Consider the following 15,652-nt stretch of genomic DNA (forward strand, 5'->3'; position numbering starts at 1 on the left):
TCGTTCAGGCCGCACTCTGGGCAGTGACGGCCTCCTCCTCTTCCGGCATGGCCGTGGTCAAGGTAGTCAGGTAGAGGGCGCCCTTTTCAATCTGGTCGGCAATGCGCCGGACATCGCTCATCAGGTCGATGAGCGAGACCATCAGCCCCACCGGCAGCAGGCTCTTGGTTCCCGCCTTGAGCAGGCTTGATTTGAGATGCCGGTACATCTCCTCGGTTTCCTTGAACAGCGCAGCGCACTCCTCCGGCGCATAGTCTTTTCGGGCCACATCGGCCAAATCAAGCAATTTCACCACCTGCTGTTTATACAGCCCTATTTCCTGGGCCAGGGCGGTATTCGCCAACAGGCGGCTCTGCTGTTGCATCTGGGCGACCCTGAGCGACACGTCCGCAATCTCGCGGTAATAGCTGGTGACCCGCAGGGCGTTGGGGAGCACATGGTCAAGCTCCTCCGGCAGGTTGCCCCGGCTGATCAGGTTGCTGAAATTGCCCACCTCGATCTCCAGTTTGAGCAGAGCCTGGCGGTCGGCGTCAAGCTGGGGGCTGGGGCCTGTCTCGCTGCTTATGGCGCCCTTGGCCATGCGGCGGGCAATGTTGCCGATCCGCTCAATTTCCTTGGCTAGGGCATGGAAGGCCAGCACCGGAGTGGCGGCGATATTTTTGTCCAGATAGAGGGGCTGCGCCTCGTCTTCTTCATGGGAGCGGAACCACCCCTTGAGGATCATGACCATGCTTCGGCTGAACGGCCACATCAGGCAAAGCCCAAGGATGTTGAAGGCGGAATGGAACAGGGCCAGCAGGATGGTGGCGTTGGTCTGCACGTGCAAGAGCTGCGGGAAGGTGGTCAGGGCATGAAGGAGAAAGGGGAGCAGCAGGAGGGCCACGACGCCGGTTACCAGGTTGAAGATGACGTGGGCGGCGGCAACCCGTTTGGCATTGGGGGTGGCGCCCATTGCCGCCAGGGCCGCAGCCGAGGTCGAACCGATGTTGGCGCCGATGACCAGGGAGGCTCCGCCGTCAATGGGGATAAAGCCTCCGGCGGCTGCGGTGAGGGTTATGGCTATGGCCGCGCTGGAGGATTGCATGGCCACGGTCAGCAAAAAACCCAGGACCAGAAAGACGAAATGACTCCCCACCCCGCCGCCCATCAGAGCGAGCGGCAGGTTGATGCCTGTGCCGGCAAAGGTGGTTCTAAGCAGATCGATCCCCATAAAAAAAACCCCGAAACCGGCCAGGGTCTCGCCGAGGGCGCCGTAACGGCCGCTGCCCTTGCCGAGGCGCAGGAGCATGCCAAAGCCGATGAGGGGCAGGGCAAGGAGCTTGATGTCGAATTGATTGCCGACCAGACTCACCAGCCAGCCGGTCATGGTGGTGCCGATATTGCTCCCGTAGATAATGGTGATGGCCTGCGTGAGGTCCATGAGCCCGGCGTTGACAAAGCCGATGGTGGCCACGGTCACGGCGCTGGAGGATTGCACCAGGGAGGTGATGAGGGCGCCGGAAAGGATACCCCGAAGCGGGGTGGCGGTGGAGCGTTCCAGGATGGTGCGCAGGGTGTTGCCCGCGACAACCTTGAGGCCCTCGGTCATGAGTCGCATGCCGAGCAGGAAGAGCCCGATGCCCCCGATAAAACTGCCAAGGATGGAAAGGTTCATGTCACGGACTCCTTTTCTGGCCGGATGGTATTTTTATTATAGTACCCGGTGTCTGCGGGATAGGCAATTGCTTGATGATATTGAAAATATTTCCGGCCTCTCGGGCGGCGCAATCGTCGGGGAGTTTTTTAATTGGAGAGAGCGGCGGGCTTTCTGTATGATACAGACAGGCATCCCTGTTCGCCGTTGCGCCGCGCGGCCATGACAGCCATAAACAAGAGAGGACGGCAACCATGCACAACCAGCGAAGTAGCGGCGTCCTTCTGCATCTTACCTCCCTGCCGGGGCCTTTCGGCATCGGCACCCTCGGCAAGTCGGCCTTTGAGTTCATCGATTTTCTCGGGGCGGCCGGGCAAAGCCATTGGCAGATCCTCCCCTATGGCCCGGTGAGCGGCATCTTTGACAATTCGCCCTACATGAGCCTGTCCGCCTTTGCCGGCAATCCATTGCTCATCGATCCCGCCCAGCTCATGGGGGCAGGCCTCCTGCGGCGTGAGCAGGTGGAAATCCCGCCCGATTTTTCCGAGTACCTGGTCGATTTTCCCGCGATCCTGGCCTTTAAGGAGAAACTCCTGGAACTCGCCTTTCTGGAGTTTAGGCTCGGTGGCGACTCGGCACCTTTCGTGGCCTTCTGCCAGACCATGCCCTGGCTTGAGGACTATGCGCTTTTTATGGCGTTGCGGGAAGAATTTGCGGCTGCCCCCTGGTTTTCCTGGCCGGCCGGCCTTGCCCGCCGCCAGCCGGAAGCCCTTGCCCAGTGGCGAAAAACCCTGGCGGAGCGCATCCTGTTTCATAAGTTTGTCCAGTTCTGCTTTTTCTCCCAATGGCGAATTCTTTGGGATTACGCCCACAGCCACGGGGTAAAAATCATCGGCGATATCCCCATCTATGTCGCCCTGGATAGCGCCGATGTCTGGGCGCACCAGGAATGCTTTGTCCTTGATCCCAAAACCGGGCAGCCCACCCATGTGGCCGGCGTGCCCCCGGATTATTTCAGCGAAACCGGCCAGCGTTGGGGCAATCCGCTCTTCAAGTGGCACAGCGCTGATGGGGGGATGAATCAACCCCTGCTCGAGTGGTGGGGGCAGCGGTTCCGTCATATCTGCCAGACGGTGGATGTCGTTCGCATCGATCATTTCCGCGGCTTTGAAGCATACTGGCAGATTCCGGCCGCGGAGGAGACCGCAGTCAACGGGGAATGGGTCAAGGCGCCCGGTCTGGCATTTTTTTCCGAGATGAAAAAGCATCTGGGAGAGTTGCCGATCATCGCCGAGGATCTGGGGGTTATCACCCCGGAGGTTGAGCTGCTCCGCGACACCTTTGGTTTCCCGGGGATGAAGGTGCTGCAGTTTGCCTTTGATTCCGACGAGCACAACGCCTATCTGCCCCATAACTACACCACCGTCAACTGCGTGGTCTATACCGGCACCCATGACAACGATACGACCCTGGGCTGGTATTTCAGCGATACGGTTATGCAGGCCAGCAAGACCAAGGCCTTGCGGTATGCCCATAGCCAGCCGGGCAGCCCCGTGCATGGGGATTTTATCCGCATGGCCTATGGCTCGGTGGCCAATCTGGTTATTGTGCCGCTCCAGGATGTGCTGGGGTTTGGCAGCGATTGCCGGATGAACACCCCCGGCACCTCGCAGGGGAACTGGCGTTGGCGTTGCGCGGCCAGATTTTTAAATGCCGAGACCGCACGGGCGTTGCGGGATGAGGTTGTGTTTTATAACAGATTGCCGAGTCTTCCTGGTGCTTTTTGCGAAAAGGAGAAATGAGATGAAGGTTTTGGCCTTGAGCGGGAGTCCGCGCAAAAAAGGAAATACCGAGACTCTGCTTCATGCTGTTCTCAAAGGGGTTGAGGCGGCGGGTGGCGAGGTCGAATTGATCCGCCTCTATGATCTTCGGATTCAGCCCTGCATCGGTTGCGGCGGCTGTGACAAGACCGGGGAATGTGTGCTGGAAGATGACATGCAGGGGTTGTATCCAAAAATCCTTGCCTCGCCACGGGTGATCCTTGCCTCCCCCATCTATTTTTACGGAATCACCGCCCAAGCCAAGGCCTTTGTTGATCGTTGCCAGGCACTGTGGAACAGGAAGCGGCTGCAGAAGGAAAAGGACGAGTGGCGCAAGGATCCCAGTCGCAAGGGTTTTCTGGTGGCCGTGGCCGCCACCCACGGGGAAAAGGTTTTTGATGGGGCGATTCTTACCGCCAAATATGCCTTTGACGCCATGGGTATGGAGTATGGCGGGGAATTTGTGGTCAAGGGCATGGATGGCCGTGGGGCAATGGCAAAGGATGAGGCCACTCTGGCGCTGGCGGAAAAGGCAGGCAGAAAATTTATGGATTGAAACAGGATGGTTGCGAGGTTTTCTCCCTGTGGACTGAGCCAGGGAGAGGAATAAAAGATTGACAAACTCCCTTCCATCATTTAAAAAATGGCGCACAGCATGGCCCCTTCGTCTAGTGGTCTAGGACGCTGGCCTCTCACGCCGGTAACACGGGTTCGAGTCCCGTAGGGGTCACCAAGTGAGAAATCAAGGAGTTACGTCAACCGACGTAACTCCTTTTTTCGTTCTAGGGGCATGCCGGTGGTTTCCCCTGTGTGTCCTCCCCTCCCTCTTGAAAATTTGAGTCATTGCGAAGTTGCGCGTGCAGACTGGAATAATTGTAAGTACTCCGGGTTCGCGCTGAAACAGGATAGTCTTACGAAAAAAAATGAAATCTTCAAATATTGGGAAATGTCCAGGGAAACCGGTCAATATTTCCCCGTAGAATGCAGGACTGAAATTGTGATACGCTGGTTATGGGTTGGCATGTCACCTGACCGGATTAACAGAGAACAAGAGTAGGCTCTCCATGGCTACAGTGCTTATGATCATTGCCCCTGAAGGGTTCAGGGATGAGGAGCTGTTTCTCACCCAGGTGGAGCTGGAAAAGGCTGGACATAAGATCGTCATTGCCAGCCTGGTAAAGGGCGTTTGTCGTCGTTCGCACGGCGGTTCTGCCACCGCAACCCTCATCCTTGCGGAAATAGAGGTGGAAAATTACGAGGCCGTAGTCTTTGTGGGGGGCAACGGTTCCAAGGTTTATTTTACCAACCGCGACGCCTTGCGGATTGCCCAAGAGATGGCCGGGCAGGGCAAGGTTGTTGCCGCCATCTGTGTGGCTCCGGTAATCCTGGCAAATGCCGGGTTGCTCCAGGGGAAGAACTCCACGGTTTTTGGCAGTGAAATCAAGGCAATCGAGGGCAAGGGTGCGAAATACACCGGAGCTGGGTTACGGTGGACACCAATATTGTTACCGGCGATGGCCCGAAGAGCGCCAGATTGTTTGGCAGGAAGATCAATGCATGCTTGCAACGTCACGGCACTCCACGCAAATAGTCAAGGAAAGCAGGGCGCCGCGCACCAACCTATCGGGGGGGAATGACTATGCCTATTGGAGAGTTTTGCAACCGAGAAGTAGTGTTTGCCACCAGAAAAAGCAGCATCATTGAAGCAGCGCAACTCATGCGCCAGTATCATGTGGGTGATCTGGTGGTGGTGGAGGAGGTCGCGGGAAGGCGGGTGCCGGTGGGCATGGTGACCGACCGTGATATCGTGATCGAGATCATTGCCAAATCCTTGCCTGTTACCGACTTCACCGTGGGTGAGATCATGGGGCCGCAACTCATCAGCGTCCAGGAAACCGAGGGGGTGGTTGAGACCATTCGGCTCATGCGGGCCAACGGCATCCGCCGGATTCCAGTCATTAATCAAGAGGGAGGGTTGGTCGGCATCATGTCGGTGGACGATATGCTGGACCTTCTGGCCGAGGAACTCACCGCCCTTGCCAAAGTCGCGCCGCGCGAACAGGCACGCGAAGCTCGAACCAGGGAGAGTTGATCCCGTTTGTCTCGGGCTCCCGGCCTTAAAACGGGGCAGGGAAAAGAGGGTCACTCCTCGCATGGATGTTGCACGTATTCTCTGCTGGAAACAACGACACCATGCATCGCTGGTCCAGGAGTTGACACGCAAAAATGCCGCTACTTGAGATAAAAAATCTTTTTTTTCAGGTGGGCACGGTAAAGATCCTGGATGATCTCTCTCTGTCCATCGAGGCCGCAGAGGTCCATGCCCTGCTGGGGACAAACGGCACGGGCAAGAGTACCCTGGCCTATCTCATCGCCGGGTGTGAGGGGTACCACCCCACCGCAGGCACGATCCTCTTTGATGGCCGGGCCATCCATACCTTTAAGATTCATGAAAGGGCGCAACTGGGCATCACCATGGCCTGGCAGGAGCCGGTACGTTTTGAGGGGATCTCCGTGGCCCAGTATCTGACCCTGAAGCATCGGGAGCTGGATCCGGCCCCTTTTCTTGAGATGGTCGGTCTTGACCCCGGTCGCTATCTGCCGAGGATGGTGGACCGATCGTTGAGCGGCGGGGAAAGGAAACGGATCGAGCTTGCCTCTATCCTGGCTTTGCGTCCCAGGCTTGCCATTTTCGATGAGCCTGACTCCGGCATTGACCTGCTCTCCATCAACGACATCATCAATGTGATAAATGCCTGCAAAGAAGGCGGCTCTGCAGTGCTGCTCATTACCCACCGCGAGGAAATTGCCCTGATTGCCGACCAGGCATCGCAGGTCTGCCGGGGCAGGATAGTCTCCTCCGGGGCTCCGGCAAAGGTGGCGGCATATTATAAATCGCGGCAATGTTCGGCCTGCGAAACCGAGGGGTGTGGTGATGACCGCCCTTGATCAATTAATGCAGGCCTTCGGCAATGCCGGCGGTGACCGGGCGGTGCTGGCAGACAGCGCCACCGCCCATCTGGTCGCCGACGGTCATACGATCTTGAGCAGTCGGGAGATCGAGGGGATCGAGGTAGCGGCGCAGGCAACCGCTTCGGGCATCAGTGCCAAGGTCAGGGTGCGGCAGGGGGTTCGCCTCACAAATCCGGTCCATCTCTGCTTCGGCGTTCTCCACAAAAGAGGGGACCAAAACATCCACATGGAGGTGCACCTTGAAAAGGATGCCGCAGCCTCGTTTATCGCCCACTGTATCTTCCCCGAGGCTGAGCAGGTGATCCATACCATGGATGCGGTGATCGATATCGGGGAAGGGGCTGAAATGCGCTATGCCGAGACCCATTTCCATGGCAGGTATGGGGGGGTTGAGGCCATCCCTAGGGCCGTTGTCAGCGTCGGCAAAAACGGTAGATATCTTGGCGAGTTCACTTTGATTACCGGTCGGGTGGGTAGGCTGGCCATCGATTACGCGGTCCAGGCGGAAGAAAACGGAGTGGTCGAATTGACGGCAAGGGTCTTCGGCCATGGTCGCGATGCGATAGTGATCAAGGAAAAGGTGGTGCTGGCCAGGGAGAACTCCAGGGGGCTGATAAAAACACGGGTTGCGATCGAGGATGAGGCGTCGGCAGAGATAACCGGCATCACGGAGGGCAACGCCGCCGGGGCCAGAGGGCATGTGGACTGTCTGGAGATTGTCAAGGACCATGCCGTTGCCAGCGCCATCCCGGTGGTGCGGGTGACCAACCCCCTGGCTAAGGTAACCCATGAGGCGGCCATCGGCAGCGTGGACAAGCGGCAGCTTGAAACCCTCATGGTCCACGGACTCTCACCGGAAGAGGCCGTGGATGTCATTGTTAAGGGGATACTGAGGTAAAAACGAGAAGTTGGGCAGGCTCACAGGGAAGCCCTATTTCGAGAATAATTTTTCATTGTTGCGGCCGGGGGAGAAGCCATGCGTCTGAGCGAACGCCGCAAGGAGGGGATTTTTTATTTCGCGGTGCAGCACGCCGCAGGGGAGGTGGTGGGAGGAGAGGTGGAAATCGCCGTCTTTGCCGCGGTCCCCGAAGGGGAGGGCGTTCTGCTCCTGCGCCGCACCCTCTATTTTGACGAGCAATCCCATGAGCATATAGACAACTTCTGCAAGGAATTCTCCTATGACGCGCATTACCGCGCGATCTGCCTCGATGGCACGGCCCACTGGTGCCGGGTGGCCCGCCTCTACGAGGTCAATGCCCGGATTTTGAAGGAGGAGCACACCCTCGGGGCGGAACCCCTGGAAAAGAGCGGCCAAGAGCTGTTTCACTTTCTCCGCCGCGACTTGGTCTTGATTGAAGAGAGGCCGGAATACCAGGAAGAGATGGCCCGGGTAAGCCGCGGCGAAGAGGTCGATCTCCAGGAAGCCCTTGCCCTCTTGGGCAAGGTGAAGGGGCTGAAGGTCGTCTCGGCCTGCCAGGGGGCCGCCATGGTGCAACTTGAGGCGCACCAGATCTATCTGCCCTCCTGCCATGCGCTCCAGGCGAGCATCACCATGGGCAATTTCCCACAGCGCCTCAAAAACCACCTGCACAGCGGACCATTGGGGCAGCAGCATCTCGCCCTGTTCGAGGAAAACCGGCTCAGTGCGGGGCAACCCCAAAACAACAAGAGGTTCATCCGGATGCTCGCCTCCTCCCTGCACACCTTTTTGCAGAAATATGGGCATAAATGAGCGCAGGCAGATCCGCCGAACCTCGCATCTAACCCAACCGTACCATCTGGGGCGAGCTTTCTGTTGTTCGAGATTTCCGAGGCGGGAGAGGGGAGAGGTGCTCTGAAGGCGTCGGCTCAGTCTGTGCAAAAGAAGAAGCTATTTTGCCAGGCCTGACCATGTAAAGGTGCATTCCGTCCCGGTTCGGACATCTCCGGCAACCATCTGCGGCTATGCAGTCCGGATCATGCGGAGGAGTTATTCTCTGAGGGGGCGGTGTAGTCGCCTATGGCGGTGGAGATCGCCGTGCCCTTGGTCATGGTGCCGATGGAGTTGGCAAACTCGGTAAAGGAGGTAATCCCGGCTTCGCTTGCCTCGGCAGGCTTGCCAAGCTCGCTGAATTTGGTCATGAAATCGCTCAGGTTGGTGAGCTTCTGGTCGATAACTTCCTGGCGGTTGCCGCTGTATTCAGCAGTGACGATGGCGGTCGTGGCGTTCAGGTAGCCACGGCCCAGCTCCTGGTCGGCGTTAAAGGCTGTGGCGGCCTGGGAGGCGAATTGGGCAAAGATAGCGGAGTTGCCCATGCTGCTGACCGACTCGGCAACCGAGCCGTAGCGCTGCAAATTCTCGCTGCTCATTGTGCCGGTGGCTGTGGCGATATCGGTAATGGTTGCTCCGGAAATGTTGCGGCCGAAGCTTTGGACGATCTTGGAAAAGCCGCGCACTGCAGCCTCGTTCCCGGTGGCCTTGAGGCGCTGATAGGCTGTGCCGATGTCCTTGGAGGCAGTGGAGACGAGCACCGAGTCCGACTTGGCTTGGATAATGTCCGCCAGCTGGGGAGAGGAACTGCTCTGGCTTTTGAAGAGGTCGCTCACTGCTGTTTTGTTGGTGATGCTTTTGGCGGCGGCGGAGATGAGTACCGAGTCCAATTTGGCCTGGATAATGTCCTCTGCTTTGGGAGAGGAGCCGATCTGGCTTTCGGTGGCAGGCTGGATATTGAAGATTGTTTTGAGGCCGGAAAGGCCGAGGTTGTTGATGGATATCATTTGCATGACCTCCTTTTTCTAACATTATGGGCACTGAGAACGTAAAAGTCAATGTGGCGGGAGGGGCTTAGTGCGGCGGGTTGAGGAGAACTTCGAGTGGCTTGGTGATTACGGTTGCTGTTGCGGCAGGGGAGAGAACCGGGCTGTTAGAGAATCTCTTTGCGGAGCCTGGTGTGCAGATAGAGGCCCTCCAACTTTTCCCTGGCCCACCTGGTCTTGCGCAGGAATTTGAGGCTCGATTTGATGCTGGGATCTTTGGTGAAGCAGTTGATCGCGATCTTCTCCCCCAGCTTCTCCCAGCCGTAGTGTTCCACCAGTCGGGTGAGGATCATCTCCAGGGTGATGCCGTGCAGCGGGTTGCTTCCTTGGGTTGTGCTCATGGTGTGTCCTTTGCTTGTTTGCCGTCCGTCCGAGCCAGGAGTGCAAGGGTTTTTTTGTCGTGTAGCCTTTCTTTTTTCTTGCCGAAACCTTCCATGATTTCCTTCTGCAACGACCCAAGGAATTCCTGTTTATAATACGTCAGTTTGCTTCTTTTTGCCACAGTGGAGACGGAGAAACTGCTCCGTGGATGCAATGATCGATTCGGCTTTCTTGCAGAAGATTAATTTGAGGCAGACTTGAGATCGGCCTGTGGCATACAAAAAGTTATTTTTCAAGATCCGTCCCTTCCCTGCACCGCGCATGTAGATAGTGGCATTGTGGCGAAAGCCTCCGGGAACCCCCGGCAATGATTTTCCCATGGAAGGCAACGGCTGAAACGTGATAAGGTGGTCAGGAATCGGGGCGCCACAGAGAAGATGCCTGCGGAGCAGCTTCCAGATCAGGGGATATCACCTTTTTGTTGCAGAATTAAGTAAGGAGTGATGCGATGTATTTTGGCTACTGGCTGATTCTCGGCGTTGTCTTGATTGTTTTGGAAATAGTGATCCCCTCCTTTGTCGTGATCTGGTTCGGCATTGCCGCCCTGCTCACCGGCATTGCCGCCTTCTGGGTAACCGACCTCACCGCGCAGGCAGCGATCTTCGTTGTCCTCTCCGCGCTCTCCTTTGCCATCGGCTGGTTTGGTTTTTTGAAAAACGCGAAAGCTCGGTCCCAGGCGGGGCAGGGCAAGGAGTCGGTGCTTGGCGAGACCGGCATCGTCTCTGTGGTCAAACCGGGAGATTTTCCCGCGGGCACGGTCCGCTTCTCCGTGGCGGTGCTGGGCTCCGACGAGTGGGAGTTCACCGCCGATGAAATCCTGGCCGTGGGCGACCGTTGTGTGATCGTGGATGTGTTGGGTTCGAAACTGAAGGTCCGCAAGGCGTAGTGTATTCACCGTTTCTTGAACAGAAAAAGGAGAAATCATGCCAGTATTCACCGTCTTTGTTTTTGTTCTGTTGGCACTGGTCGTCATCACCATCGTGGCCGGGGTCAAGATGGTTCCCCAGGGCCATGAATATGTGGTGCAGCGGTTAGGGAAATACCACCAGACCCTCAAGCCGGGGCTCAACATCATCCTTCCCTACATCGATCAGGTTGCCTACCGGGTGATGACCATGGACGAACCCCTGGACATCGAGCGCCAGGAGGCGATCACCGCCGACAATGCGGTGATCTGGTGCAATGCCATTGCCTTCATCAAGGTGCTGTCCCCGGAAAAGGCCATGTACGGCATCTCCGATTACAAGTACGCCATCCGCAATCTGGTCATGACCAACCTGCGCGCCATCATCGGCAACATGACCCTGAACGACGCCCTCTCTTCCCGGGATAAAATCAAAGCGCTGCTCAAGAGCCAAATCAGCGACGATGTGGTGGATTGGGGGCTGGTGGTCAAGTCCGTGGAGATCCAGGATATCCGCCCCTCCGACACCATGCAGGAAGCGATGGAAAAGCAGGCGGGCGCAGCCCGGCTGAAGGCTGCGGCGATTCTGGCGGCGGAAGGGGAAAAGCAGGCAATGATCCAGCGGGCGGAAGGCACCCTGGAGGCGGCCCGCATGGAGGCCGAGGCCCAGATCATCCTGGCCGACGCCTCGGCCAAGGCTATCAAGGATATTGCTGACGCGGTGGGAGACAACGACCTGCCGGCCATGTTCCTTCTGGGCAACCGCTACATCGAAGGGATGCGCAAACTGGCCGAATCCTCCAATGCCAAGATGATGGTGCTGCCTGCCGATATCATGGCGGCGGTGGGTGGGCTTATCAATCGGAAACAGGGGTAGGGCGAAGGTCCGGTGGGTCGCGGAAAACTTATATTTCAAGACCTGCCCCCGTACATGTTCACGGCTGATGATCAATGGAGGAGAGCGGCATGAGTGATGAGAATGGCAGCAAGGCAAGTTTGACTTCAGGTGATTCTCCTTCACCAGATCAGGATCAACCAATTTTTTCATTCAAATTCAATAAATGGAAAGTTCTCTGGCGGCTTGGCCATCTCAGCTTGGCGATACTCATTGCTTATAAAATAGTGTTCGATTGGGCACTAAACGAGAAGAATATTTTCATGTTTTTCACCACTGAAATTGTAATGGGTATGCTTTTGATCGCGGCGATATTGATACTATGGGACACAATATTTGCGTGCGAGATCATTCTGTATCGAACAAAAATCATAAAAACTTGGCATTTTGGTCTGCGGCGGGAGGTCGAATTTTCATGCGCAAGATTCGGTATGGGTAACACACCGTTTTCCAGAATAAAAAGATTTTGCCCCTATTGGACTATCAGCATTTTTACGCCATTCCTCGGGGTTTTCTATGACGAAACTCTTGCTTCCAATAAAGATATTCGAAGAATGAATCAATTTTTGGCTGAAATTTCCCGCAGAAATATCAGCTTGTTTGAATTCGGTGGCATGTTTAACACCAAAACTGTTTCACTAAAATCTTTTTTGAAAGAGGGGTAACCAATGAGCGATAACTGCGGCACTATTTTGGCAGGGTTCAACGGGGTTGAAGAAAAAAACAGGGTCAGGCTTCCAAGTTGTCAATATTAAGCATAAAAGGGCTCTTCCGCAGAAGTTGTGAAAGTGTTTGTTTAATCGCCCCCGCCACGAATCACCTTGCTTTAAGTGCAGGAGCATAACAAGCGGGACAAGGGGACGGAGTCAGTTTATTAACTTTACGAGCAACTAGGAGTCAGGTCTTGAGCATTGTCGGGGTCAGGTCTTGAAAAGTGAGTTTTGCCAGAGCCCTCAAAGGAATTGGGCTTTACAGCAGAAACAATATTACCTGTATTGCTATTAATAGTGTGATTGAAAGTGTTGTGGAGAATGCCAAGGAGGCAAGGCATGTCAAATCTATCTGCCAATGATCTGAAAATAAAAGGCGTTTCCGCCATTGAGGCCGTGCTTGCCCATCGTCAGGAAGCAGTTTTTCTGTTCGGGGCAAGGAGCGATTCGTGGTGATGGATATGGAGCATTACCATTACCTGAGGGAGTGCGAGTTGTAAGCCGCCCTTGCGCAGACCCGTGCAGACATCGCCGAAGGGCGTTTTGTCAAGGAAAGCGCCGAAGACCATCTGGCCCGTTTGAAGGCAGATCAAGGGTGAGTTGGTCGTTGGTTTTTACCGAGCAGTATGAAAAACGTGCCCTGCAATTTCTGAAATGCCATCCCGATCTGGAAAAACAGTATTTGAAATCACTGTAGCTTCCTGTTGAGGACAAACTGGCTCATCGCTTCCTTCCGCTGCACCGCTCTATAAGCCCAGCAGAATCAAATTCTGTAGTCCTGATTTTCGTCGAAATCCAGAAAAAATGTTTGGCAGTTGCCTGGTGCGCTATGCATACTGAATCTAGGCACACGGTTGGCTGGTAAGGTTGCGTTTGAATCCAAACCACAAGGAGCAGAGTCATGACCCAACTGAAGCAGGGCAAGTGCGAGGACTGCGGTAAGAATTATGAGGATATTCTGACAACCTGTGCCCATTGCGGCTATTCGCCCCATGGCGCCTATGTAATGGAAGCTGCCGATCCCTTTTGGAAATGCGGCGGTTGTGGGAGAATGGTCCAGGCTGCAAGGCCGCCGGAAAAATGTCCGGGCTGTGGCGAGGTGTGTGATTTTAAAAATGTTACCTGTTACGCACCCCAATGCGGCGGGCCGGGCAATATTGATCCACAGCTCTAGGTTGTAAGGGGGAGGCGGGGTTTTGCCTTTTTAAGGAGGAGCCAGGTATGGGGGGCTGAAACATGAAAAGAAAATGCCTCATCGCCGTTATCCTGCTGCTACTTGGAGTTGGTGGCTGGCTGCGGTACTATTTCAGCGACCAACAGGTGATCAAGCGTAGGTTTACCGCCATTGCAGTCTCGCTTTCCAAGGATGGGGAGGAGACCCCGGTGATGATCGCCCTCAAGATGAGGCCGGTGAAGGATTTCATTGCCCCGGTCTGCGAGGTTGCGGTGCCGGAACGCAACTACCATGAGATTCTAGAGCCAGGGCTGGTCACTCACTATCTCATCCTCTACCGCTCCCGGCAGGCCAACCTGCATGTGGCTCTGGAGGAAGTCCTGGTCGAGATCCCGAGTAAGGGGAGGGGGGAGGTCAGTGCCCTGGTCCATGTGACCGCGAACTACAACCAGCCGGACTTCTTTGATGAAACCCACCGGGTGACGTTTTCCCTGCAAAAGCAGGAAAAGAACTGGCTTGTCCACAAGGCCACCCTGCCCGATGCCCTGGTGCGCAGATAACAGCCTGTCCGTCGCAGCGGGATCTTGACCGTTTTTCCATTCTCCCCACCCGATACACAGACACAGCGGTTGCTGGACTCCCGGCAGCGCTGGGTCTTTCCGCAATGCATTGCAAGCGAAGGGGGGCAGCGTCTTGTCTGAGAATGGCAACGGGGACGGAGGACTATATTTTTTATGCTGTATGGTTGGTTTTAACAGACTGTATATGAAAATATTTGGCTTAATATTGGAAATATGCTACCTTAAATAAAAAAAGGTGGCGACATGACAAACGAAGAGTTTTTCCATCAACTCGGGCTGCTGTATCGCAAGCGGCGAATTGAGCTGAAAATCAAGCTGCTGACTTTGGCGACCCGATGCGCCATTTCCGTTGACACCATGCGGGCAATAGAGCGCGGGAGCGAGAAGGTGAAAATCGGTTCCTGGCTCGCGGTGGCTGAGGCCCTTGGCCTTGGGGAAGCATGGAAAAACCTGCTTGCCGAACCGGTTGACCCGTTTGCTGAATACGACCGCAAACAAGATTTTGAAGAAAGAATCCTGAAAAAGCGGGTTCGGTCATGAAAAGCACTGACGCAATATCCCTGCACGTTTCCGCTATCATGCCTGACGGAGATGTCGTTTATGTGGGGCGGCTTTTGTCGCGCAACCTCTCCTCTCCTGACAAGAAAGAAGGGTTTTTCAAGTACGACGACGCCTACCTCTTGCGACCCAACGCCTATCCGCTCGACCCGATTCATCTCCCGCTTCTTCCTGAAACTTTTGATGCCCACCGAGGGGAAACCGGGGTTCATGCTGTTTTTGAAGACTCCCTGCCCGATGCCTGGGGCCGGACTATCCTCGCAAAACGAGCCGGTCTTGATAAATCACGATTCACCGCGGCGCATCTGCTGGCCGCCATGAAGGGATCCGGCTTAGGCCGCTTGCTCTATGCGGAAAAGCACCCCTCAAAGGTCCGGGGTGAAGATCATAGTATCGACTTCAACCGGATCAGTAAGGCGATTCAAGAGGCTGCGGTTTTTGAAGGGAACATCGATACGGAGAACAAGGCGTTAAAACATCTGCTCGCCTGCGGGAGTTCCGCGGGGGGAGCACGGCCCAAGGTGCTGGTGCGCATGGACAATCACCTCTGGCTCGCTAAATTCTCCAGCATCCGGGATCTCTCCCCCTCTCTTTGGGTTTCCCTTGAGCACGCGGGCATGCTTTTGGCGCGGAATGCCGGGCTCAACATCCCTGAGTTGAAGCGTCTTGCTGTAGGGGATAGGGAAATTCTGCTCGTGAAACGGTTTGATGTTACAGCGGCAGGTGGGCGGAATGCGATTGTGAGCATGCGCACCATGACCGGCGAGGAAAATCCGTACCTCTCGTCGTATTCGGCCATGGCGGATGTTGTCCGGCGCATTTCCTGCCGGCCGGAGGTGGATCTGGGCAGCCTCTTCCGGTGGATGGTAATCAATGTTTTTCTCCAAAACACGGACGATCATCTGCAAAATTTTTCAATGCTCCACACGAACAAAGGCTGGGAACTGTCGCCGGGATACGATATCACCCCCAATATTTATCAGGAGCGCCATATCCTGCAAATCAACGGGACGGATGGCCCCTTCTCCCGCGAGGATATACTGAACGAGGGGCGGCGATTTGGCTTGTCGACTCAAAAGTGTCGCCGCTTGCTTGAGGAAATCTACGCCAGCCTTTCTGGGTGGGAGGATATCTTTGAAGAATGCGGAGTCCTCTGGGGGCATACCCAGAGATTGCGGGAAAGCCTGAAGCAAAAAAGGAAATTGGTAGGCGGGGTGAGTTAACCTT

At 55.7% G+C, this 15,652-nt stretch carries 17 protein-coding genes and 1 tRNA gene; 15 read left to right on the forward strand and 3 right to left on the reverse strand.

The genetic code is table 11. The annotated features are described in order from the left end of the window. Positions 1–4: 4 nt before the first annotated feature. The gene (locus ACZ46D_RS03530) at positions 5–1,654 is read right to left on the reverse strand and encodes a Na/Pi cotransporter family protein (RefSeq protein ID WP_464928655.1); all 1,650 of its coding nucleotides are present in this window, start codon (positions 1,652–1,654) and stop codon (positions 5–7) included. A gap of 176 nt (positions 1,655–1,830) precedes the next feature. On the opposite strand from ACZ46D_RS03530, the gene malQ reads away from it, so the two are divergent. From malQ to ACZ46D_RS03570, 8 genes are all read left to right on the forward strand, one after another. Then, positions 1,831–3,435, forward strand: a complete 1,605-nt coding sequence (gene malQ / locus ACZ46D_RS03535; protein WP_464929249.1) for a 4-alpha-glucanotransferase — start codon at positions 1,831–1,833, stop codon at positions 3,433–3,435. 1 nt (position 3,436) lies between these two features. Further along, a complete protein-coding gene (locus ACZ46D_RS03540; protein ID WP_464928656.1) occupies positions 3,437–4,009 on the forward strand; it encodes a flavodoxin family protein in 573 nt (190 codons plus the stop codon). Positions 4,010–4,110: 101 nt separating this feature from the next. Continuing rightward, a tRNA-Glu gene (locus ACZ46D_RS03545) sits at positions 4,111–4,186 on the forward strand. A 331-nt stretch (positions 4,187–4,517) separates the two neighbouring features. Beyond that, a complete protein-coding gene (locus tag ACZ46D_RS03550) occupies positions 4,518–5,090 on the forward strand; it encodes a DJ-1/PfpI family protein (protein ID WP_464928657.1) in 573 nt (190 codons plus the stop codon). Between the two features lie 2 nt (positions 5,091–5,092). Continuing rightward, on the forward strand, positions 5,093–5,545 hold the full coding sequence (locus tag ACZ46D_RS03555) for a CBS domain-containing protein (RefSeq protein ID WP_464928658.1): 453 nt from the start codon (positions 5,093–5,095) through the stop codon (positions 5,543–5,545). 134 nt (positions 5,546–5,679) lie between these two features. After that, positions 5,680–6,402 (forward strand): ATP-binding cassette domain-containing protein, encoded by a 723-nt coding sequence (locus tag ACZ46D_RS03560; RefSeq protein ID WP_464928659.1) that lies wholly within the window; start codon positions 5,680–5,682, stop codon positions 6,400–6,402. Next, positions 6,389–7,324: a SufB/SufD family protein gene (locus ACZ46D_RS03565; RefSeq protein WP_464928660.1), complete on the forward strand. Its 936-nt coding sequence runs from the start codon at positions 6,389–6,391 to the stop codon at positions 7,322–7,324. The genes ACZ46D_RS03560 and ACZ46D_RS03565 overlap by 14 nt, the downstream gene beginning before the upstream one ends. A 78-nt stretch (positions 7,325–7,402) precedes the next feature. Further along, entirely contained in the window at positions 7,403–8,158 is a 756-nt protein-coding gene (locus ACZ46D_RS03570; RefSeq protein WP_464928661.1) for a hypothetical protein, read from the forward strand. 224 nt (positions 8,159–8,382) lie between these two features. Here ACZ46D_RS03570 and ACZ46D_RS03575 read toward each other — a convergent pair whose 3' ends face one another. Both ACZ46D_RS03575 and ACZ46D_RS03580 read right to left on the reverse strand, forming a co-directional pair. Beyond that, complete coding sequence (locus ACZ46D_RS03575) at positions 8,383–9,183, reverse strand: hypothetical protein (RefSeq protein ID WP_464928662.1); 801 nt, start codon at positions 9,181–9,183, stop codon at positions 8,383–8,385. 146 nt (positions 9,184–9,329) lie between these two features. After that, a complete protein-coding gene (locus ACZ46D_RS03580) occupies positions 9,330–9,563 on the reverse strand; it encodes a VF530 family protein (RefSeq protein WP_464928663.1) in 234 nt (77 codons plus the stop codon). 488 nt (positions 9,564–10,051) lie between these two features. Here ACZ46D_RS03580 and ACZ46D_RS03585 point away from each other — a divergent pair, with 488 nt between their 5' ends. The 7 genes from ACZ46D_RS03585 to ACZ46D_RS03615 all read left to right on the forward strand — a co-directional run bounded on the left by ACZ46D_RS03585 (position 10,052) and on the right by ACZ46D_RS03615 (position 15,648). Continuing rightward, the gene (locus ACZ46D_RS03585; protein ID WP_464928664.1) at positions 10,052–10,489 is read left to right on the forward strand and encodes an NfeD family protein; all 438 of its coding nucleotides are present in this window, start codon (positions 10,052–10,054) and stop codon (positions 10,487–10,489) included. 37 nt (positions 10,490–10,526) lie between these two features. Next, the gene (locus ACZ46D_RS03590) at positions 10,527–11,384 is read left to right on the forward strand and encodes an SPFH domain-containing protein (protein WP_464928665.1); all 858 of its coding nucleotides are present in this window, start codon (positions 10,527–10,529) and stop codon (positions 11,382–11,384) included. Between the two features lie 89 nt (positions 11,385–11,473). Beyond that, the gene (locus tag ACZ46D_RS03595) at positions 11,474–12,067 is read left to right on the forward strand and encodes a hypothetical protein (RefSeq protein WP_464928666.1); all 594 of its coding nucleotides are present in this window, start codon (positions 11,474–11,476) and stop codon (positions 12,065–12,067) included. 946 nt (positions 12,068–13,013) lie between these two features. Next, positions 13,014–13,286: a hypothetical protein gene (locus ACZ46D_RS03600; RefSeq protein ID WP_464929293.1), complete on the forward strand. Its 273-nt coding sequence runs from the start codon at positions 13,014–13,016 to the stop codon at positions 13,284–13,286. Between the two features lie 62 nt (positions 13,287–13,348). Continuing rightward, on the forward strand, positions 13,349–13,846 hold the full coding sequence (locus tag ACZ46D_RS03605) for a hypothetical protein (RefSeq protein ID WP_464928667.1): 498 nt from the start codon (positions 13,349–13,351) through the stop codon (positions 13,844–13,846). A 264-nt stretch (positions 13,847–14,110) separates the two neighbouring features. Next, positions 14,111–14,407 (forward strand): hypothetical protein, encoded by a 297-nt coding sequence (locus ACZ46D_RS03610; protein ID WP_464928668.1) that lies wholly within the window; start codon positions 14,111–14,113, stop codon positions 14,405–14,407. Next, a complete protein-coding gene (locus tag ACZ46D_RS03615) occupies positions 14,404–15,648 on the forward strand; it encodes a type II toxin-antitoxin system HipA family toxin (protein ID WP_464928669.1) in 1,245 nt (414 codons plus the stop codon). Before ACZ46D_RS03610 ends, ACZ46D_RS03615 begins: the two co-directional genes overlap by 4 nt. The last annotated feature ends 4 nt before the right edge of the window (positions 15,649–15,652 follow it).

The sequence above is a fragment of the Thiovibrio sp. Mzg5 genome, assembly GCF_055379285.1.